This window comes from Anaerolineales bacterium (genome assembly GCA_015075725.1).
Lineage (GTDB): Bacteria > Chloroflexota > Anaerolineae > Anaerolineales > Villigracilaceae > Villigracilis.
The window spans coordinates 4,515,108-4,535,323 of sequence record JABTTV010000001.1; the positions used below are offsets into that span (position 1 = coordinate 4,515,108).

At 52.8% G+C, this 20,216-nt stretch carries 22 protein-coding genes and 1 pseudogene; 18 read left to right on the forward strand and 5 right to left on the reverse strand.

The features are described from left to right. The first annotated feature begins 12 nt into the window (after positions 1 to 12). The 3 genes from HS100_21655 to HS100_21665 are packed head-to-tail and all read left to right on the forward strand — an operon-like array spanning position 13 to position 3,730. Positions 13 to 837: a DUF3662 domain-containing protein gene (locus HS100_21655; GenBank protein MBE7436537.1), complete on the forward strand. Its 825-nt coding sequence runs from the start codon at positions 13 to 15 to the stop codon at positions 835 to 837. Continuing rightward, positions 834 to 1,313: an FHA domain-containing protein gene (locus tag HS100_21660; GenBank protein ID MBE7436538.1), complete on the forward strand. Its 480-nt coding sequence runs from the start codon at positions 834 to 836 to the stop codon at positions 1,311 to 1,313. Before HS100_21655 ends, HS100_21660 begins: the two co-directional genes overlap by 4 nt. Further along, positions 1,310 to 3,730, forward strand: coding sequence for an FtsW/RodA/SpoVE family cell cycle protein (locus HS100_21665; GenBank protein ID MBE7436539.1), 2,421 nt, complete (start codon positions 1,310 to 1,312; stop codon positions 3,728 to 3,730). The genes HS100_21660 and HS100_21665 overlap by 4 nt, the downstream gene beginning before the upstream one ends. Positions 3,731 to 3,782: 52 nt before the next feature. Here the strand turns inward: HS100_21665 and HS100_21670 are convergent, their stop codons facing one another. Both HS100_21670 and HS100_21675 read right to left on the reverse strand, forming a co-directional pair. After that, positions 3,783 to 4,196 (reverse strand): ferredoxin family protein, encoded by a 414-nt coding sequence (locus HS100_21670; GenBank protein MBE7436540.1) that lies wholly within the window; start codon positions 4,194 to 4,196, stop codon positions 3,783 to 3,785. 89 nt (positions 4,197 to 4,285) lie between these two features. Next, positions 4,286 to 4,888: a superoxide dismutase gene (locus tag HS100_21675; protein ID MBE7436541.1), complete on the reverse strand. Its 603-nt coding sequence runs from the start codon at positions 4,886 to 4,888 to the stop codon at positions 4,286 to 4,288. A 111-nt stretch (positions 4,889 to 4,999) separates the two neighbouring features. On the opposite strand from HS100_21675, the gene HS100_21680 reads away from it, so the two are divergent. From HS100_21680 to HS100_21700, 5 genes are all read left to right on the forward strand, one after another. Continuing rightward, the gene (locus HS100_21680) at positions 5,000 to 5,923 is read left to right on the forward strand and encodes a DMT family transporter (protein MBE7436542.1); all 924 of its coding nucleotides are present in this window, start codon (positions 5,000 to 5,002) and stop codon (positions 5,921 to 5,923) included. A 47-nt stretch (positions 5,924 to 5,970) separates the two neighbouring features. Continuing rightward, complete coding sequence (locus HS100_21685) at positions 5,971 to 6,438, forward strand: gluconokinase (protein MBE7436543.1); 468 nt, start codon at positions 5,971 to 5,973, stop codon at positions 6,436 to 6,438. Then, positions 6,435 to 6,914: a deacylase gene (locus HS100_21690; GenBank protein ID MBE7436544.1), complete on the forward strand. Its 480-nt coding sequence runs from the start codon at positions 6,435 to 6,437 to the stop codon at positions 6,912 to 6,914. The genes HS100_21685 and HS100_21690 overlap by 4 nt, the downstream gene beginning before the upstream one ends. 27 nt (positions 6,915 to 6,941) lie before the next feature. Beyond that, a complete protein-coding gene (locus HS100_21695; GenBank protein ID MBE7436545.1) occupies positions 6,942 to 7,466 on the forward strand; it encodes a cupin domain-containing protein in 525 nt (174 codons plus the stop codon). A 75-nt stretch (positions 7,467 to 7,541) separates the two neighbouring features. Further along, positions 7,542 to 8,315 (forward strand): S1 RNA-binding domain-containing protein, encoded by a 774-nt coding sequence (locus tag HS100_21700; protein ID MBE7436546.1) that lies wholly within the window; start codon positions 7,542 to 7,544, stop codon positions 8,313 to 8,315. 140 nt (positions 8,316 to 8,455) lie between these two features. On the opposite strand, the gene HS100_21705 is transcribed toward HS100_21700, so the two are convergent. Together HS100_21705 and ftsY are read right to left on the reverse strand one after the other, a co-directional pair. Further along, the gene (locus tag HS100_21705; protein ID MBE7436547.1) at positions 8,456 to 9,517 is read right to left on the reverse strand and encodes a peptide chain release factor 2; all 1,062 of its coding nucleotides are present in this window, start codon (positions 9,515 to 9,517) and stop codon (positions 8,456 to 8,458) included. Positions 9,518 to 9,553: 36 nt separating this feature from the next. Further along, the gene (ftsY, locus tag HS100_21710) at positions 9,554 to 10,468 is read right to left on the reverse strand and encodes a signal recognition particle-docking protein FtsY (protein ID MBE7436548.1); all 915 of its coding nucleotides are present in this window, start codon (positions 10,466 to 10,468) and stop codon (positions 9,554 to 9,556) included. 87 nt (positions 10,469 to 10,555) lie between these two features. Here ftsY and trxA point away from each other — a divergent pair, with 87 nt between their 5' ends. From trxA to HS100_21725, 3 genes are read left to right on the forward strand one after another with little or no spacing between them, the layout of a single operon-like run. Next, positions 10,556 to 10,903 carry a thioredoxin gene (gene trxA, locus HS100_21715; GenBank protein ID MBE7436549.1) on the forward strand — a complete coding sequence of 116 codons (348 nt, stop codon included), beginning with the start codon at positions 10,556 to 10,558 and terminating at the stop codon, positions 10,901 to 10,903. A gap of 18 nt (positions 10,904 to 10,921) precedes the next feature. Continuing rightward, entirely contained in the window at positions 10,922 to 11,593 is a 672-nt protein-coding gene (locus HS100_21720; GenBank protein MBE7436550.1) for a hypothetical protein, read from the forward strand. 40 nt (positions 11,594 to 11,633) lie between these two features. Further along, positions 11,634 to 12,248, forward strand: coding sequence for a hypothetical protein (locus HS100_21725; protein MBE7436551.1), 615 nt, complete (start codon positions 11,634 to 11,636; stop codon positions 12,246 to 12,248). A gap of 45 nt (positions 12,249 to 12,293) precedes the next feature. On the opposite strand, the gene murA is transcribed toward HS100_21725, so the two are convergent. Beyond that, positions 12,294 to 13,574 carry a UDP-N-acetylglucosamine 1-carboxyvinyltransferase gene (gene murA / locus HS100_21730; protein ID MBE7436552.1) on the reverse strand — a complete coding sequence of 427 codons (1,281 nt, stop codon included), beginning with the start codon at positions 13,572 to 13,574 and terminating at the stop codon, positions 12,294 to 12,296. Positions 13,575 to 13,696: 122 nt separating this feature from the next. Between murA and HS100_21735 the strand changes: the two genes are divergently transcribed. The 7 genes and pseudogenes from HS100_21735 (at position 13,697) to HS100_21765 (ending at position 20,059) form a co-directional block, all read left to right on the forward strand. After that, complete coding sequence (locus HS100_21735; GenBank protein ID MBE7436553.1) at positions 13,697 to 14,488, forward strand: prepilin peptidase; 792 nt, start codon at positions 13,697 to 13,699, stop codon at positions 14,486 to 14,488. Between the two features lie 15 nt (positions 14,489 to 14,503). After that, positions 14,504 to 15,649 (forward strand): pilus assembly protein, encoded by a 1,146-nt coding sequence (locus HS100_21740; GenBank protein ID MBE7436554.1) that lies wholly within the window; start codon positions 14,504 to 14,506, stop codon positions 15,647 to 15,649. Between the two features lie 2 nt (positions 15,650 to 15,651). Next, entirely contained in the window at positions 15,652 to 16,119 is a 468-nt protein-coding gene (locus HS100_21745) for a pilus assembly protein (GenBank protein MBE7436555.1), read from the forward strand. Continuing rightward, on the forward strand, positions 16,110 to 17,384 hold the full coding sequence (locus HS100_21750; GenBank protein MBE7436556.1) for a hypothetical protein: 1,275 nt from the start codon (positions 16,110 to 16,112) through the stop codon (positions 17,382 to 17,384). Before HS100_21745 ends, HS100_21750 begins: the two co-directional genes overlap by 10 nt. A gap of 222 nt (positions 17,385 to 17,606) precedes the next feature. Beyond that, a complete protein-coding gene (locus HS100_21755) occupies positions 17,607 to 18,284 on the forward strand; it encodes a pilus assembly protein (protein ID MBE7436557.1) in 678 nt (225 codons plus the stop codon). A 13-nt stretch (positions 18,285 to 18,297) separates the two neighbouring features. Then, positions 18,298 to 19,878 (forward strand): VWA domain-containing protein, encoded by a 1,581-nt coding sequence (locus HS100_21760; GenBank protein ID MBE7436558.1) that lies wholly within the window; start codon positions 18,298 to 18,300, stop codon positions 19,876 to 19,878. 37 nt (positions 19,879 to 19,915) lie between these two features. Further along, positions 19,916 to 20,059 (forward strand): annotated as a pseudogene (locus HS100_21765) (pilus assembly protein). Positions 20,060 to 20,216 lie beyond the last annotated feature (157 nt).

Genomic DNA, 20,216 nt, shown 5'->3' on the forward strand with positions numbered 1-20,216 from the left:
GAAATAGATCAGATGAACTTACGAGAACTCGAATCCCGGCTCCAGAACCTGATCGAGGTTGACCTATTAAAGGTCCTCCCCGGCAGGGCTGTTGAAGACGTGATTATCCAGAAGCTGGCCGCCGCCATCCAAAAAAACAGCATTCATTCCAACGACGAGATCATCATCCCTGATGTGTACACCTTCGTCTTAAACCCTGAAAAAATCGGCGCATGGGATGACGCCAACCTCCTTACAGTCATTTTACATTCGATCACGACAGTCGCCCGGGAGGCGGGTTTTAAGTTTACAATATCCCCAACCGTCAGTGTGACAACCGATGAAAAAATTTCCCCCAATGATGTCGAAATTTTGACTTCGCACCGGATAGAAACTATGTCTGAAACGAACGCAACTCCACTGGATACCGGCAGCCTCGACGGAAACGCGGAAAAGATCCCCGAGAATTCCTTCCTGATCGTGGAGGGTGTAAAAATCTACCCGCTCAACCTTCCGGTTGTAAATATCGGCCGCAGGATGGATAACCAATTGGTCATCGACGATCCACGCGTTTCCCGCAATCACGCCCAACTGCGGGCAATCAAAGGCCGCTTTGTCGTCTTCGACCTGAATTCTACAGGCGGGACTTTTGTCAACGGGCAGCGCACCAGCCAGAGCGTTTTATATCCAGGGGATGTGATCTCCCTGGCAGGGGTGGCGTTGATTTTCGGTCAGGACAACCCGCCTCCCCAACCGGACTTAAAAGACACTGCTCCATTCAAAAACCGGGGGTCAGAAGAGAGACCAACTGCGGTTTTGAATAAAGATCATTCCACGGCAGATTTCAGAAAAAAATGAGCGGCGCCGTTGTCCTCGCAGTGAGACTCCTGGCGGCGGTCGCATTATACGGGTTTCTTGCTTGGGCGTTGATATTCCTCTTTCGTGAAATCCAGCGCCAAGCGGTCGCCCTGGCAGTCCGACGCGTTCCCGGTCTCAGCATCATGGTCGAGTCACCGGGCGGGAATGGGGTATTAAGGTATTTCAACCAGGCAGAAATTACGATTGGGCGCGACCCCGGCAGCGATATTCCATTGCCAGACGATACCGTCTCTGCGCGCCACGCGCACCTGGTGTACCACCATAATCAATGGTGGATAGAAGATCTCGCATCCACGAACGGGACGATGCTTAACAAATTACCGGTGACCATTCCGACAGTGATCACGTCCGGCGACGAGATCCAGTGCGGCAGCATTGGTTTGAGCATCAGCCTTTCTGAAAATGTGATCATCGAACCCACCCAGCGGCTGGACAAACAAACCCATTCACAATGAATCATAAGACGCAAGGGCGTCTGCTGCAATGGGCGGCGCTCTTTTTATTTCTGCAATCGATCATCCTGACGCTTTCCCCGGCGGTGCGTGAACGCAGTTGGGATGTTGATTATCGCTTCTCGCATTGGATCGGGTTTTCAGCCTGGGGAGTCTTAACCTACATTGCCCATCGCTCACTGATAAAGTCATTACCCGAGCGGGATACCTTCCTATTTCCTCTCGCTTCTCTTTTAAGTGGCTGGGGAATACTCACCATCTGGCGGCTGGATGAAGATTTTGGCTTGCGGCAAACCGCCTGGCTTGGACTCAGTACAGTCGTCTTCGTCGCCGCAGTATCGCGCCTGAAGAGTCTTTCTGTTCTAAGAAGATATAAGTATATCTTCCTGAGCGCAGGCTTGATCGTAACCGCATTAACCTTGCTCTTCGGCACCAACCCGCTCGGGTTTGGTCCGCGTCTTTGGTTGAGCCTGGGGGATGTTTATTTTCAACCATCAGAACCGCTCAAAATACTTCTTGTCATTTACCTGTCTGCGTATCTCGCGGAGCGCGTAAACATCCGCCTGACTTCCCTGCCTCTTCTTATTCCCACGGTCGTCGTTATCGGGCTTGCATTACTGCTCCTGATCGTCCAACGCGACCTTGGAACAGCGTCCATTTTCATCCTGATCTATACGGTTTTTCTCTTCATAGCATCCGGCAAGCGGAGAATGCTGCTCGCCACGGGCGCATTTCTTCTCGTTAGCTTATCGATAGGTTTTTACTTCGTGGATGTTATTCAGGTACGCGTGATGGGATGGCTGAACCCATGGAGCGACCCTACCGGAAATTCCTACCAGATCACCCAATCTCTCCTAGCAGTTGCGAACGGGGGTGTCTTGGGGCGAGGATTGGGAATCGGGAGTCCTTTATTGGTCCCGGTATCCATTTCCGATTTTATATTTTCAGCCATAGCGGAAGAGACGGGTCTGATCGGCAGCCTTGGAATTATCCTTCTCTTCTGGTTGCTGCTCACCCGCGGATTGACGATCGCCCTGCGTTCGCCTGATAATTTTCGAAGGTATCTTGCATCGGGCATCGCCTCATACCTTGGGATTCAAAGCATTCTCATCATTGGCGGGAACCTGCGCCTCCTGCCGTTGACCGGCGTTACACTTCCGTTCGTCTCCTATGGCGGATCCTCCCTTTTAACATCGTACATTGCATTGTATTTGCTGCTTGCGGCAAGTAACATCGAAGACGATGAGCCCGCATCCCTGAGAGATTCACGCCCAATCCCTTTTTTGGCAGGTTTGTTCGCATTTGGGTTTGCGGCATGCGCCATCACCGGTGCCTGGTGGTCCGTGATCCGCGGCGACGACCTGCTTGCCCGCACAGACAATGCCCGACGCGCCATAGCGGACCGCTATGTCTTGCGAGGCAAACTCGTTGACAGTAATAACAGGCCGATTAATGTCACCACAGGAAAAAGTGGTTCCTACATCAGGACCTATTACTATCCAGACTTGGCGCCTATAACTGGCTACACGCATCCTGTCTTTGGCCAGGCCGGGCTCGAAGCAAACCTCGATGGATACTTGCGGGGACTGCAGGGAAACCCCAAAAGCCTGATACTCTGGAACCAGCTGATCTATGGCACCCCTCCCCCCGGCTTGGATGTGCGGCTCAGCCTTGACTTAAATTTGCAAACGACAGCGGATGAACTTCTCGGAACTCATCCAGGCGCAGTCATCTTGATGAACGCAGAAACGGGCGAGATTCTTGTGCTGGCGTCTCATCCGACCTTCGATCCAAATCGATTGGATTCCGAAGGCGAGATGCTCACTCAAAACGAAAGCTCGCCTTTGCTCAACCGTGCGACACAAGGATTGTATCCGGCGGGCGATGTTTTCCTGCCCATCCTGGAGGCAAAATTCCCGGGGGAGATTCCATTCAATTCAAGATTGATCACACTATATGAAGAATCCGGCCTCTTCCGAACGCCATCGATCACTTTGCCGGTGGTAGATTACACGCTCCCGAATTCCGTCGAGGATTTGCGCGCAAGCCCGTTGCAAGTCTGCCTGGCAGCAGCGTCGATCAGCTATCAAGGTATTTTGCCCGCGCCGCGGATTGCTACAGCGGTCAACACACGCGAACAGGGATGGGTTGTCCTTCCGGCTTTGGGTGAGCCCCGGGTGTTGCTGCCGCCATCGGCTGCGAAGGAAGCGGCTTTTTCATTAATCGAGGAAGGCGGCGCCTTCTGGAGTCATACCGCGACAGGTAGCATCAGCAAAACCGCAGTGACATGGTTTTTAGCCGGAACTCCACCGGATTGGCAAGGCGCGCCCCTTGCAGTCGTTGTCGCCGTCGAGGAACACAATCCTGCTCTTGCGGAACGTATAGGCAAAAGCCTCTTGAACGCAGCTTTGGATCGTTGATCTGAAATAAAAAAAGCCGGGAAACACTCCCGGCTTTTTTTATTGAAAGAGACTAGGTACCGTCGTCCTGATCTTTTGCGCCATATCCCGGACCGGCCTTGAAGAAATCATAATTCGGTTTAATGTCGGGTGTGAGGTCCACCACTTCGCCAGCAGCTAACTGGCGCGTGGTCTCAAGCGCAATCTGCTTGCCGTGATGGTTCGTCGCTTCATAGTGACCGGTGAGTCCAACATTGCTGATGTACTCCCCGCCCTTGGCGGTGTAGGCGGCGGGAACTTCGTCCTCTGGGAAGATCGCGGCAAAGGGGCACTCCGGCACGCATGCACCGCAATCGATGCAGGTGTCCGGATCGATATAGATCCAGGGCCACTCATTGAGGGGATAACCGGGAATCATACATTCCACGGGACATACATCGATGCATCCGCGGTCGCGAACGCAAAGACTGGTAATGATATGGGTCATGACGTTTCTCCTTGTGGGATATTTTACAATCGAGACCTGCTTATTATAACGTTCTTTAACCGCGTGGCAAGGCGGGATTGACCGGCAACCTATGCGGCGAATTTCGCGGCGACCGCATCCCAATTGACCACATTCCACCAGGCAGCGATGTAATCCGGGCGGCGATTCTGGTAATTCAAATAATAAGCATGCTCCCAAACGTCGATTCCCAGGATGGGCGTCATGCCGTCCGCTAAAGGTGTATCCTGGTTCGCCGTGGAAACGACAGCCAGTCCGCTGCCCTTTTTAACCAGCCAGGCCCAACCTGATCCAAACCGGGTTGTAGCTGATTTGGTAAATTCATCTTTGAAGGCATCGAAGGATTTGAAGGAGGCGTCGATCGCCCTGGCGAGATCGCCCTGGGGGGTTCCGCCTCCCTTGGGTCCCATGACCTCCCAGAAGAGATTGTGATTGTAGGTTCCACCGCCATGGTTGCGCACGACCATGCGGACGCCTTCAGGCACGGCATTCAAATCACCCAACAAGGCCTCGAGTGATTTCCCTGCAAGTTCGGGAGTTTTCTCAACTGCGCCGTTCAAATTGGTGATGTAGGTCTGGTGGTGCTTGGTATGATGTATTTCCATGGTTCGCGCATCGATGTGCGGCTCGAGCGCATCGTACGCATATGCAAGTTTGGGAAGTTCAAAAGCCATTGTTATCTCCTTTGAGTTTATAAAAAATGTTTCGCTAATTCTATCCCTTCCAGGTGAGGATTGCAATATAAAAATCCCCGCCACTTGGCCGATGGTACACTCTACTATTCCATGAATCCCCGCACCCGCCTCCTCCTGCCGATCAGTCTGATCGTTGCCACCTTCGCAGTTTCAACCTCCAGTATTTTCATCCGCTTTGCCCAGGCTGACGGTGTTCCATCCCTTGTGATTGCCGCCCTGCGTTTGACGTTTGCGACGGTTCTGATCGCGCCACTCGCGCTCACCCGTCATTTGGATGAAATCAAACGCCTCTCCCGGACCGAGGTCCTGCTCGGTGTTTTCTCGGGCATTTTCCTCGCCGCTCACTTCGCCACCTGGATCACATCGCTAGAATACACCACCGTCGCAAGTTCGGTCGTCTTTGTAGGAACGGGTCCGTTGTGGGTGGCTCTGCTTTCGCCCTTGCTGCTGAAAGAACATGTCTCACGGATTGCCGTCGTTGGTTTGGTCTTGGCGGTCATCGGTGGGATGATCATCGGGTTAGGCGATGCCTGCGCATGGAAAAGTGGGCTCGTCTGCCCGGAACTTTCAACCATCCTGCAAGGACGCGCCATGTGGGGTAACTTCCTTGCGCTGATGGGCGCTTGGGCAGTGACCGGCTATCTCGTCATCGGCAGGAAACTACGCGCAGGGACATCGCTTGTTTCGTACATCTTTCTGGTCTATGGCATGGCGGCGATCATCTTGACTACCATCATGCTCGCATCAGGGAACACCCCCGCTGGCTTCGAACCCAAAACCTATGGCTGGATCTTTCTTCTTGCGGCAATCCCTCAACTGATCGGACACACAACCTATAATTGGGCATTGAAATATCTGACAGCCACGCTCGTTGCCGTGACTGTGCTTGGCGAACCGATCGGCTCCGCCACGCTGGCTTTTTTTCTCTTGAATGAAACACCTTCGTTGATGACGATTACAGGCGGCATTTTGATCTTATTGGGTATTTTCCTGTCGAGTTTGAAGTCAAAATAATTTACAACGTGTTGATGGGTTGATCCATGGCTCAGGCAATTATCGTGATGGGAGTATCCGGTTCCGGTAAAACGACCATAGGAAGGATGCTGGCGGGCGAGCTAGACTGGGATTTTTTCGACGGGGATGATTTTCATCCACCCACAAATCGCGAGAAGATGTCAAAGGGAATCCCGTTGACCGACGAAGACCGCGTTGAGTGGTTGAATCATCTCCGGGAATTGATTCAGAATCATCTGACGGAAGGCTCGTCACTCGTGCTGGCCTGCTCTGCGTTGAAAGAGCGATACCGCGAAAAGCTAACTGCAAACGACAAGGTCAGGTTTGTATATCTGCGCGGGATGTACGACCAGGTCGAACCGAGGCTGAAGCGCCGTAAGGGTCATTACATGCCGGTACAATTATTGCAAAGTCAGTTCGAGGCTTTGGAAGAACCCCGGGATGCAGTCACCGTAGAGGTCACTCACACACCCGCAGAAATCATTAGACTCATTCGCAGAGGAATCGGAACATGAAACTCCCCGCTCACCTTCATTTGGATAAACATGACATCCCCTATGAGGCAAAAAGTTTTCCACCCGATACGGAGAAAGGCGCGGCAAATGTCGCCGCGGTCTTGGGATTTCCAGAACGCCAGGCTGTGAAAACGTTAATCTTTCAAGTGGTGGATACCGGCGAGTGTGTGCTTGTCATGCTCGGCGGGGATCAGAACGCCATCTCAGGAAACTTGAAGAAAGCGATAGGCTCGCGAAATATTCAGATGGCCCCTCCTGAACGCGTAAAAGAAGTGACCGGATACATCATCGGCTCGATCCCCGCCTTTGGCTGGCAGCCCGAGGGATTCCGTTCCTTCCTCGAAGCGACTTTGATGAACGAGCCCATCCTTGGAACAGGCGCGGGTCAATGGGGCGAAGAGATCATGATCACACCTGAGAACCTGGTGAAAGCAAGCGGTGCGAATATTGTTAATTTAACTGTGAAGAACAGTTGATCACAGGTAGTTAGCAACGGAGTCGAGATGGACGCAGAAATAAGAGCAATGATCGAGCATTTTAAATTCGAGCGGCTGCCCGTGGAAGGGACCCTGTTTGCCAGCACCTATCGGTCGGCGGAGAATCTACCAAACGGAAAACCATTTGGAACCGGGATGATCGGGATGTACTGCCATGAACCGCGAAGCGTTTCGTATTTCCATAAATTGACAATCGATGAGATGTGGCATTTTTACGGCGGCGATCCGCTGCGTTTGATCCTGCTCTATCCGGACGGTTCGAGTCGCGATGTTATCCTGGGGAATGAGCCGTTGAAGGGACAGGAAATCCAGTATGTGATTCCCGCTGGGGTATGGCAGGCAGGTCACTGCATGGAAGGCGGAAGATATTCACTTTTCGGATGCACGTTAGCCCCCGGTTTTACCGGCGACATATTCACCGGCGGGATTCGACAGGTATTATTGGCTTCACATCCAGATCGAACATCCGATATATTGAATTTTGGATTGGAAGCAGGGGAAATTAAAATGCCGGATGATTTTGCCACTTGAAGAGAATCATTGACGAGACATTCCCTGACAGGTATAATTAATCCTTGGCATTATTTCAGAAAGCAGGAGCATATCATGACAACACCCGACATCGCGCCTGCCGCAGCGCTCGAACCAAAGACCAAATTAAGCGGCAAAATTTTGAAGATCACTTTAGCGGGGGCGCTGGTGGACATAGGGCAAAGTTTACCCGGAGTACTTCACATATCCCAAATAAGTGAAACCCCCATAAATAAGGTGGAAGATGTTCTAAAGGAAGACCAGGAAGTCACGGTTTGGGTCAAACGAGTCCGCAATGATCGCGTCGAACTGACGATGGTGGAGCCACTCGCCTATGATTGGAAAGAGATCAAAACCGACATGATAGTTAAGGGGAAAGTGACCAGAGTCGAAACGTATGGGGCCTTCGTCGATTTCGGTGCGGAACGACCCGGCCTGATCCACGTCAGCGAACTTGCGCATGGTTATGTCAAAACCGCCAGTGCGGTCGTCAAAGAGGGCGACGAAGTTGAAGCGAAGGTGCTGGATGTGGATCGCCGCAAACGACAGATCCGCTTGAGCATCAAGGCGCTGCAGGAAGCCCCTGCGATGGAAGCAGTTCACGAAACGCATGAACGCAAAGGGAAGGGCAAGCGGAAAGGCGGCAAAAAGAGCGAAGAGACCTTCGAATTGGAGCAAGAGGTTTCCAACGAGCCTGAGATCACAGCAATGCAGGTCGCCTGGCAGCAAGCCCTGGAAAAAGCCAACGGCAACGCAAAGATACGCGCGAAATCCATCAAAACCACATCACAAGAACAGGAAGATCTTTTCAGTAGCACCCTCGAGAAGCGGCTTCCCACAGGTGGATAGTCAAAGAGAGCGGGCAAATCAACCCGCTCTCTTTTTTTTAAGAATTAAATTGATCAGTAGACAACCTGCAAAAGTAGAATTTTACGGTGCTCAAGACCGCAGTCCCCGGCGGCGGGGACACTTATGAAAGGAGCCTGTCATTATTTGTTCACACCCGGGGCGTTTCTCAAATAGTCTTCCATGAATTCATCCAGGTCCCCGTCCAACACGGATTGAGCATTGCCAACCTGAAAATCAGTGCGATGGTCCTTGACCATCTGATATGGGTGTAAAACGTACGATCGGATCTGGCTTCCCCATTCGGCTTTTGTGTATTCCCCGCGAAGGACGGCGCGTTCCTCCTCTTTTTCCGCGCGTTTTAATTCCACAAGACGCGCCCGCAAAATACGCATGGCAAACTCGCGATTCTGCGTTTGAGAGCGTTCATTCTGGCAGGTTACCACAATGCCCGTCGGAAGATGGGTCAATCGAACCGCAGTGGCGTTTTTCTGAACGTTTTGTCCGCCTGCGCCTGATGAACGGAAAACATCGATCTTCACATCGCCGGGATTGATCTCAACATCCGCCTCATCCATGGTGACCTGGGGCAACACTTCCACCAATGCAAAGGAAGTATGCCTCCGGTGCGCCGCATCGAACGGGGAAAGACGAACAAGGCGGTGAACGCCCTTTTCCGAACGAAGATATCCATACGCATATTGCCCGCCGACGGCAATCGTTACGCTCTTGATCCCCGCCTCTTCGCCGGGGGTCGTATCCAGAATCTCGGCCGTAAATCCCCCATTCTCGCACCATCGCAAATACATGCGCTGGAGCATCTCCGCCCAATCCTGCGAATCAGTTCCGCCAGCCCCCGCATGGATCGCAAGAATCGCATCGTCATGATCGAACGGACCTGAAAGCATCGCGGCAAAGGATCTTTTTTCAACCTCGGCCTCCAACTTTTGTATCTCGCCTTCAAGTTCACCGCGAAGCGATTCGTCGTTGAGTTTTGCAAGCTCGATCAGGTCATGAACCTGATGTTTTATGGCATTCCAGCCATCCACTTCATTCCGCAACCCTGAAATGCTTTTCATCACCCTTTGTGCGGATGAAGAATCGCTCCAAAAATCAGGCAGTTCAATCTGTTTTTCCAGTTCTGCCAATTGTTCCTTTTTCCCCGCCAAGTCAAAGGCGCTCCAATAATTGCTGGATTGTTTCATTTGCCGTATTCAAACGTTGAAGCAAGTCTTGCATGTTTACTCCTGGGGTAACGCAAGAATTCCATCCACAAAGGCGTCGGGGTCGAAAGGCGTAAGATCCTCCGCTTTTTCACCCAGGCCTGCAAAAAGGATGGGCAGGTTCAATTCCCTCTGAATCGCAAAAGCCATGCCGCCTTTTGCAGAAGAATCCAATTTCGTCAATATCACTCCGGTGACGTTAACAGCATCTTTGAAAGAACGGGCCTGCTGGAGCGCATTCTGTCCGGTGGTGGCATCGAGCACCAGCCAAACATGATGCGGCGCGCCGGTCAGAGCCTTGCCGACAACGCGATACACCTTTTTCAGTTCTTCCATCAAATTAAACCGGGTATGCAGACGCCCGGCAGTATCGATCAAGATAATATCGACGCCGCGGGCAACACCAGCCTGGACAGCGTTGAACGCCACCGCGCCCGGATCGCTTTCGGGAGCGCCTTCGATCACTTCGACATTCAACCTTTCTCCCCAAACCTGAAGTTGATCCACAGCCGCGGCACGGAAGGTATCCGCCGCGCCGAGCAGGACTTTTTTTCCTGAAATGCCGAAAAACGATGAAAGCTTTGCGATTGTCGTTGTCTTTCCCGATCCATTAACACCAACAACCAGGATCACAACCGGCGGAGCATCAAAATGGAATTCCGGCGGTGGGATAAGGCGGCTGCGTAATTCACTTTTCAGCGCAAACAAAAGTTGATCGGAGCGAATCCAGCCCCCGGCTCGAGCGAGGCGTTTGAGCTCTTCCATTACAGACGAAGCTGTTTCGATCCCCATGTCCGCCTGGATAAGCATAACTTCCAAATCATCCCAGGTTTCATCGGTGATCTCAGATGCACCGATGATCGCTGCAATCTGTCCGAAGGCGGCTTTGCTTGTTCGGGAAAGCCCATCCTTCCATCGTGAGAAAACGCTCATGGGCGGCGATTATATCAGGGATTCTATGTTATACTTTTTTGGCTAAATACGCCGTTTATGTAAGAAATCGACAATGAAGGAATAAGAATGCCTGGAGAACCACAACACATAACAGATGAAGAGTTCGAGAAAGTGGTCATGCAGTCCGCAATCCCGGTGATCGTGGATTTTTGGGCGCCATGGTGCAACCCGTGCAAAATGATCGCCCCAACCCTTGATAAACTTGCCAAGGAATTGGATGGGAAGTTGTTGATCGCGAAAGTGAACACAGATGACCATGCCCAATGGATGCAAAAATTTGGAATCCAGGGCATCCCGACCCTGTTGTTCGTCTTTAATGGCAAGGTGGTGCATCGACAGGTTGGCGCTTTGCCTGAACGGATGTTGAGGGATGTGGTCACGCAGTTCATGGAAGTAGCAGGTCAACAGGTGTAGCTGGTCCCCGGAGTCGGGATGAAAAAGGAGATTCTTCTCACCCTCGCCTTGGGTTTCGTCGTGAGCGCATGCTTTCCCGCGCTTCCTCAAACGCAACGCGAATCCGCCCCGGTTTCAGAAGAAGACCTGCGCCTCACTGCCGCCGTTTTATCCGAGCAGACATTACAGGCGCTGCCCACTCCGTCGCCCCTGCCAAGTGAAACGCCGATCATTCTGACGACCGGGCCGACACCAACGCAACCAACTCCGACCGAAACAGTTAATCCGGTATTATTAACCCTCACAGCCACCCTTTTGGCAGGAACCCCCGCGGCAGGCACGCCATCATCGGCGATCGTCTCAGAAGGAGCACCCGCCGCATCAGAAACTCCTGTTGCGAACAACCCGTCAACCCCTCAATCCGGTTACTCGGGAACCCTGCCTCCCTTCCTGCCGTATGGAGTTGTGCAATTCGTCAACAAAGCCGATGCGGATGTGTATATCTCACTCCGCTGTGTGACAAAAGAAGGATATGTCACCATTCTCGAATATCCGGTCAAGAAGATCTTCTCGACAGAGGCTCCCGCAGGCAATTACACCTATGTTGCCTGGGTGGGCGGCAGGCAGTTCGATGGAGGTTTCAAGATGGATAAAGGCGGCTTTGTCACAATCACGTTTTACAAGAATAGAATTAATGTAAAGAAAGATTGATTTCTATTCATCGAATTATAAAAATGGAGAGATAGTAAACATGATCAAAAAGATAATTCCAATCCTGGTTCTGCTTGCCGTGTTCGTTTCGGCGTGCGGCGGCCAACCGGAAGCACCGGCGCTTTCGCCGGAACAGGTTCAGGGCACTGCAATTTCAGCCGCATTAACGATGGTAGCCCAGACCCAGGCCGCGGTTCCTACGAACACACCCCTGCCACCCACGGATATACCTTCGCCAACTCCGCTCCCGACCTTCACACAACTTCCAAGCCCCACTCCTGATTTCGCCCTTCTGCCCACAGCCACGCAAGCAGCGGCGAGCAGCGGAGGTGAAGATAACTGCCTGCACCCGATCAACCGAGGCGAGGCAGGTCCCACTTCCAATGTCCGGTTCGAGAACGAAACCGGCGGAAATGTGTCCCTTTCACTGAACCTTAGGACGAACCTCTTTGGGCAGTGCGGGGCAGAAACCTATATTCTTAAGAAGAACGAGAAACTGACCGTTTCCATGCCCAAGGGCGAGTATTGGGCATGGGCATGGATCCAACACGCAGACGGAGACGAGACCACCGCTGTTGGCACATTTGTCAACAGAGTTGGAGACAATCACCTGTTCGTGGTGAAAATCAGGGAGACGGTAATTATCGTCAAATAATGATGCGTTATAAAAAAATGCCGCGAAATAAATCGCGGCATTTTTTTATTCCCTATCCCGACTGATCCTTGCACCGAGCGCTTTTAATTTCTCGTCCACCTTTTCATATCCTCTTTCTATCTGGACGATATTTCTGATCTTCGAGGTCCCCTTCGCTGCCAATGCCGCAAGCAATAACGCCATTCCAGCGCGGATGTCGGGACTTTCCAACTTTTCGCTATAGAGTGGTGTTGGACCCTGAACAAGGCATCGATATGGATCGCAGAGGATGATGCGAGCGCCCATGCCGACCAACTTGTCGGTGAAATACATCCGACCTGAAAACATCCAATCATGGAAGAGCACCGATCCGGTTGCCTGGGTTGCAACCGTAATCGCAATACTTGTCAGATCGGTCGGAAAAGCGGGCCACACGTTCGTTTTAATTTCGGGAACAGCGCCATCGAGGTCGGAGAGGACTGACAAGCTCTGGTTCGACGGGACGAGGATATCATCGCCATCCACGGTCCAATGGACACCGAGCCTGCGGAAGACCTGCGCCACCATTTCAAGATGCTGCACGCCAGCGTTATTGATTCGCACCGTTCCCCCGGTGACCACTGCCGCCCCAACATAACTCACAACTTCGAGCAAATCAGAACCGATGGTGAATTCCCCGCCCTTTAAACTCGATACACCAGTAATCGTCAGCGCGTTCGAACCGATGCCCTCGATCTTTGCCCCAAGCTTATTGAGGAAGTTGCACAACTCCTGCACATGAGGTTCGGATGCAGCATTGCGGATATGAGTAATGCCTTCTGCCAGGACAGCCGCCATAATGGCATTTTCCGTCGCTGTGACGCTGGCTTCATCCAGAAGAATATCCGCTCCATGCAGACCTGATGCTTTTATATCGAAGACCCGATCGTACGCAATCTCCGCACCGAGCGCGCGCAATGCCAGAATATGCGTGTCGAGTCGACGGCGCCCGATGACGTCGCCACCGGGGGGCGGGAGTTTCAATGCGCCGGCGCGCGCAAGGACCGGACCCGCAATGAGGATGGAAGCCCGGATGCGGCGGCAAAGATCCGGGTCCAAGTGTGAGGCGGTCAATTCCCTTGTTGTGATCCGCCACGTATGAAGATCCAGATCTTCAACGACCGCCCCAAGGCTTTCGACCAATCTGCGCATGGCGAACACATCCCGAATCTGAGGAACGTTACGCAGGATGACCGGCTCGTCGGTCAACAAGCATGCAGCGAGCAAAGGCAGAGCCGCATTCTTGTTGCCCGAAGGCGTAATTTCACCGTTCAAGGGGACGCCGCCTTCGATAATAAATTCTTCCATTTGAACATCTCCTGTCTGACAAAATTGTAATGGGGTTTTACATAATCCGCCAATTACATTGCATTCCGCTTACACAATCCCGTCTTCCTCCATGCATGAAAATTTGGAATTATAATGATTTCATGTTTTTTGAATGGATCGTTCCCCTGTTGGCAGGATGGATCGCAGGCTGGATCGTGAACTATATATCTGATGTGCTGCCGGTGACCCGTCGGCTGAGCCTGCCCGCCTGTTTGCATTGCGGCGCATCCTTCACGATGAGGGATTATTTGTTTTTTCAAAAATGCCCGAATGGGCACATCCGATCCATTCGGGTCTGGCTGGTTCAGGCCGCAATGGTTGGAATGAGCCTCTACATGTACGCCCATCCCCCATTGAAAATTGGCTATTGGGCTGGGATGATCCTGTTGATCTATTTTGGGCTCGTGTTTACGATCGACATGGAACATAAACTCATCCTCCACCCAACGAGCATCGCCGGCGCCGCGCTCGCGCTGACTCTTGGCTTCGTTTCGCGCGGGCTTGAGAACACGCTTTGGGGCGGGGTGACCGGTCTGATCGTCATGCTGGGTTTTTATCTTTTCGGGGTACTATTTTCAAAACTCCGCGCAAGACGCATGCAGGCTAAGGGCCTGGAAGCGGATGATGAAGAAGCGCTTGGGCAGGGAGACGTCATTCTCGTTACCATTCTCGGGCTGCTTGTTGGCGGACCAACCCTGACTTTGGTGATGATCTTTCTTAGCATCCTGCTGGGCGGAGTCGTCAGTCTCCTCCTGATCGTCGGCTTGATGGTCATGAGGCGATACAACGAGAATGCCTTGATGATGTTCATTCCATTCGGACCTTATTTCATCATCGGCGCCGGAATCATAGTTTATTTTCCCGATGTTCTTAAGGCGATCCTGCACGGTTAATGGCAAGTTGAGATAATGACTCCAAATTTTTTTCCATCACCCAAATTCAGGAAACCTTGGCGTGCTCAGGCGCTGGTGGAGTTCATGGTCGCGCTACCGGTTTTGATAATCCTGGTATACGGCATCATCGAGTTATCGCGCCTGATCTTCATCGTTGCCTCGGTGGCGAACGCTTCGCGGCAGGCAGCGCGTTACGGCGCCGGGAGCGGCGAACCGAATTTGGGCGTCACCTACTACCAGGATTGTGACGGGATTCGCTATGTGGCAAACCGCTCCGCGATCCTGACAGACTTCGACGATATCAATATTACATACGACCGGGGCGTGACAGCGGATGGCGAACAGATCCCGATCCTCGAAATCGATCCCAGCCCGGATGCGGACACCTGCCCGATCGAAGACAATGTCATTCGGAATGGAGATCGAATCATCGTGCAAGTCTCGGCATCCTACGAGCCGATCCTGACGCTTGGAAACATCGAGCCGCTCCATGTGGTATCTGCAAACGCGCGCACTTTTTTGATCTCGGTTCCGATTTTCGGATCCGCGTTCCCAACCGGTTTTGCCGCAGAGACTGCGACTCCTTCCAAAGTGCCGACGAGAACGCCTCTCGTCAATGCCACATCCACAGAACCGCCGACCCCGGTGCCCACCTTCAATTTAACTTTTGAAGCCTACCGCACCTTATTCCCGCGCACGCCAACGAACACATTGCCCCCGACATTGACGTTCACTCCCTCGATCACACCCAACCCGAGCAAAGTCCCCACCCGGACTTCAACCGCAATCAATTGCACCGGGGAACAGGGCGTCAGTCACGGTCCTCTCGAATTCGATGATAACGTCATGTCCATGGAAATATTCAACAACACAGGACACACGCTCAGCACCGCCTCGGTCTACGTGGAATGGAATCACGATACGGGCGGCACCCCCTCCCTGCGGCTGAACCGGGTCATCCTGGCCGATCAAGCCTGGACCGGCGACCTGTTCACACCGAGCACATTCATCCCGGCATATTATCCAGCCATTCCCCCGGGCGGATCCGCCATCGAGTTTCATTTCGACCAGAATTACAACTTCCGCGACGGGACCGAAAGAATTATCATCACAATCGGCAACCCGGGCTGCGTGAACTACCCGGTCGATTCGAGTAATTGATCATGGAAAAAAACGATTCCCGTGAAAAAGGTCAAAGCCTGGTCGAGCTGGCGATCAGCCTGCCGGTGATACTCCTCATCATGCTCGCGTCGTTCGATTTCGGATTGGCTTTATTCTCCTACTCCATCGTCAGGGATGCGGCACAGGAAGGGGCGTTATACGCCTCCTTCAATCCGGGCAACAAGGCGGAGATCGAAAACCGCGCCCGATATATCCTTCCGCGGGGCGAGGATGAGGAAGTCTTTTCGTCCCCGGTTGACCTCAGGGATGAGGAAAAAGTCGATGTGGAAATCATCGTCAAGGGGAGAGCCTGTGAAGGCGTGACAAAAGGAACCGCGAACTACATCCAGGTCCGGGTAACTTATTTCTATCCGATCCTGATGCCGTTCACGGGCGACATCGTCGGCGCGGATACGATCCGCATCAGAGCCGCCGCTTCAAACGTAATTCTTCAACCGCCATGCAAATAATATCCTTTAAAAATATCCGCAGAAGAAAGTTATACGAGTCGGGCCAGGCAATGATCCTGATCGTCTTTACGATCATCGGATTGATCGGCGCCGCCGCCCTTGCCATCGATGGGACGAATGCCTTCATCGACAGCCGCCGCGCGGATACGGCAGCCTCAGCCGCAGCATTGACCGCTGCGCTGACAAGAATCGAGGGCGGGAACTGGCGCGCCGCCGCCCTCGCCACAGCGGCGGCAAACGGATACGACAATGACGGGGTCAATAGTACCGTCGAGTTGAACACGCCGCCTCTTTCCGGACCGTATGCAGGAGACTCGGAATACATCGAAGTGATCCTCACCTCGCACCTGCGAACATATTTCGGCGTCGTCATTGGAATCCCCACCATTACGAGCGTGGCTCATGTCGTCTCACGATCGAAACCCTCGGAACTGGGCAATATGTTCCCGGGATACGCACTCGTAAGCCTTGCGCCGGAATCCCAGTGCGAGCATCACCGCGCTTTTTCCATCCACAGCGAAGCCACCATCAATTTGTACGGAGGCGGGATCTTCGTCAACTCGGATAACAAGGACTGCGCGTTAATGTCCTACGGGAGCGGCAGCATCCGCATCCGCGATGCGAACCGCATCACCGTGGTGGGGGGCGCGAGCATCCAAAAACCCAAATTGATCACGCCCTATCCCGTCGACGAAGGCAAGGCGCCGATCCCCTACCCGCCGCCGTATAAGCTTCCGCAGGTCGGGTGCGGGTCGAAGATCGCAACGCCGGATTTCGAGAGCGAAACGATCTCCTCGGGGAATTATGAAGACGGGATTTTCCCGCCCGATGGAATTAAATACCTGGAGCCGGGCGTGTACTGCCTTCAGGATGATTTCATCATCAAAGAGGGTCAGTTCCTCGAAGGCAAGAATGTGGTATTCGTGATGGAAGATGGAAACGTCCGTTTCAGCGGCTATGCGGAATACGACCTGAGCGCGCCCAAGACAGGCAGGGCTGCCGGACTGCTGATCTACATGCCCGGCGGCAACTGGGGCACGATCAACCTCAACGGGAGCGACTATTCGAAAACGCGCGGCACCATCTTTGCCCCGCACGGCACCCTGCGAATCAATGGCATGGACGCGATCAGAGGCGCCGCGTATCACAGCCAGATGATCGCTTTTTACATCGAGGTTAATAGCACGGACAATATCGAGATCCAATACAAGGCGGAGGATAATTGGGATACTCTCAGTATGCCAGAGGTTATCCTTATCAAATAGGAGTAATGTGCCATAGGGTTTCCCCTCATTTCCAATAAGCACTTACAGAAATGAAAGTATTACAGTTTTCTTGCATATTGTTTGGGGGTGGGAACTGATATATAATTGTAAAAAGTCCAACGCAGGCGATCCATAACATCCCCCAAGCCTTCAAATTCGATAGATCGCTTCATTACGGAAGAGGAGTCCGCATTTTTCAAGGTTGAGCTGGAGTAATCGGTAATGCTTCGATATCATCAAACCCAGAAATCCCGCTCCAGGGATGGGAAGCAAGCCACCAAAGCGCAGAGCCTGGTGGAATTTGCAATTACCCTGCCCCTGCTCATCCTCCTTTTCACGGGGATGGTCGAGTTCGGCTTCATGCTGAATACCTACCTGTCGGTCCAGGATTCTGTGCGGTCCACAGCGCGTCGTTACAGCACGATCAACCCGTTCGATGCAAACGGGGATGTCGACCCGACCTTCTACGTAAGCGCCGCGGAATATGCGATCGACCTGCTCGCGCCCGCAGGCGACCCGGATTCGAGGCAGATCGTACTCGAACCTGACCGGGACAATATCCTTATCTCCCTGATCGGGGTGGAGGTGGATGAAACCACAGACCCCGATTCGATCGTGGCGATCGAACGGTTTTTTACCGGTGAATATTACAAACACTTCGATGACACCGATCCCCCAACCCTTTACCCCGACTCAAGCATCGGAGACTTCCTGACCGCGAACGACGCCGAACCCTCCGATTCGGGATTGTTAATCATCGAGATCTATTACGGCTATGAGGGCACCCTAAACCTGCCGTGGACACGACCATTCTTCTCTCCGGAAGACCCGTCCATGCTGTATGTTTCAGCCGTCATGCCGACCATTTATGCAAAGCCATTGGACCAAGCCTCTCCATAGTTTGAAAGGGAATATGAAAAGACTTATCGGGAAGACCCAGGCGAAAAAATCAGAACGCGGGCAGGCGATCGTATTGGTCGCTGCCGCGTTTATCGGGCTGATAGCCATGGTGGGCCTGGTAACGGATACAGGCTTGCTTTTGATCGAGTATGGAAAATTAAAACGAAGTGTCGATTCCGCGGCAGTCGCCGCCGCCCAGGAATTTCGTCCAGATCCAGATACGGGTGTGCTCAACCTGACAGCAATGGAAAATGCCGCGCGCAGTTTCCTCCAGATCAATCAGGCTAATAATGTAAAGGACATCGAGGTCCACACCTGCGATGAAACCGGCGAAGACCGCCCGGACCTATGCAATCCCGACCCGGTCGACAATCCCATCGAGAACAGAAAACTTGTGGAAGTGACCTCCAAAGCGGATGTCGGATTTGCCTTCCTGCGCGTAATCGGCATCAACAGCGCGGAACTCACTGTTGCCTCCATCGGCGAAGCGGCGACCATCGATCTGGTCTTATTGATCGACACGTCCGGCTCGATGGCATATGAAACCAGCGGCGCGCCCAATCAATCCAACCCGGGCGACGACCCGATCGTTTGTAATGATGCCGATAACTGCCAGCCCATGCGCGCTGTAAAAGACGTGGCTTTGGATTTTGTGGATTCCCTGATCTACTTTGGTTACGACCGCGTCGCGGTCATCACCATGACAGAACAGGCGTCGGGACCGACCGATGCCGTCGATCGCGATCCCACAGAGGTGCTGCCCCTTACATTCGACCAGAATACCATTCTTTATAATATCGATAACCTGAAGGTGTTCCAGCCCCGCGTTTGCGACGGGTCAAACTTTCCTGGCGAATGTCTACAGTATATAAGCGGTACATTCAACAAGCCTTATTGTGAAATCTATGAAAGCGCGATCGGCGACCCCGACCCGGGCGTCAGGGCAACGGCTGACCCATCTTCATGTCCATCGAGTAATATTGGCGGTATGCTGGCTTTGGCGCAAGAGGCATTTTCAGGAAGCGGAAATCCGGATTATTCACGGTCTGATTCACTATGGGTAACCGTGCTCCTTGCGAGCGGCCCTGCGAACGCAAGCACTCCCAGCGAAGCTGATGAAGACGATTATCCCTACGGATACTGCCCGCAAAATACCTGGTTATTCTTCCTCATGCCGGACCCGAAACCAAAACTGTGCCGCGATGCCTACCCCGATCCTGACAATGGAAGAAGCGCATCCGACCCGCTGGTGACTTATACAAATCCCATAAGCGGTGAAGAGATGGACATTTCCGAATATGATGCGGTAGATTACGCCCGTGATATGGCAGACAACCTCGCAGCCATGAAAAGCGGAAACGGCGTTACAATCTATACGATCGGTCTGGGTGAAAATGTCCAGACCTTGGTCGCGAATGGAGACACGTCGCAGGGAGAAGCGGAATTTCTCCTCCAATACATTGCCCGGGATGCCGGCGATTCTCTGAATTCTGAGATCAACCACGGCGAGTATTTTTTTGCGCCAAACAACGTCACCCTCCGCAATATCTTCGAGATCATCGCGCAGAACATTGCCACAAAAATTTCCGAATAATGGTCGCTTATTTTGTTGAATTCATGGAGTTATTCTTATGATCCGAGCAGGCTTACATAAAATACCGCGCCCGAAAAGGGCGCAAGCCATGGTGGAGTTCGCTCTGATCATTCCCATTCTTTTGCTGGTCCTGGTGGGTTTGATCGAGTTTGGGCGTTTGTTCTATGCCTGGCTGATCATCGAGAACTCGACACGCTTTGGCATCCGTTTTGCCACAGCGGGTTCCTACAACCTTGCCCACTGTTCGGATGACACCCCCTGCGCAGAGGATAACAAAGCCGCAGAAATTAAAGATGCCCGCCTGCCGTCCATCATAGACGAAACCTTGCGGGTCATTT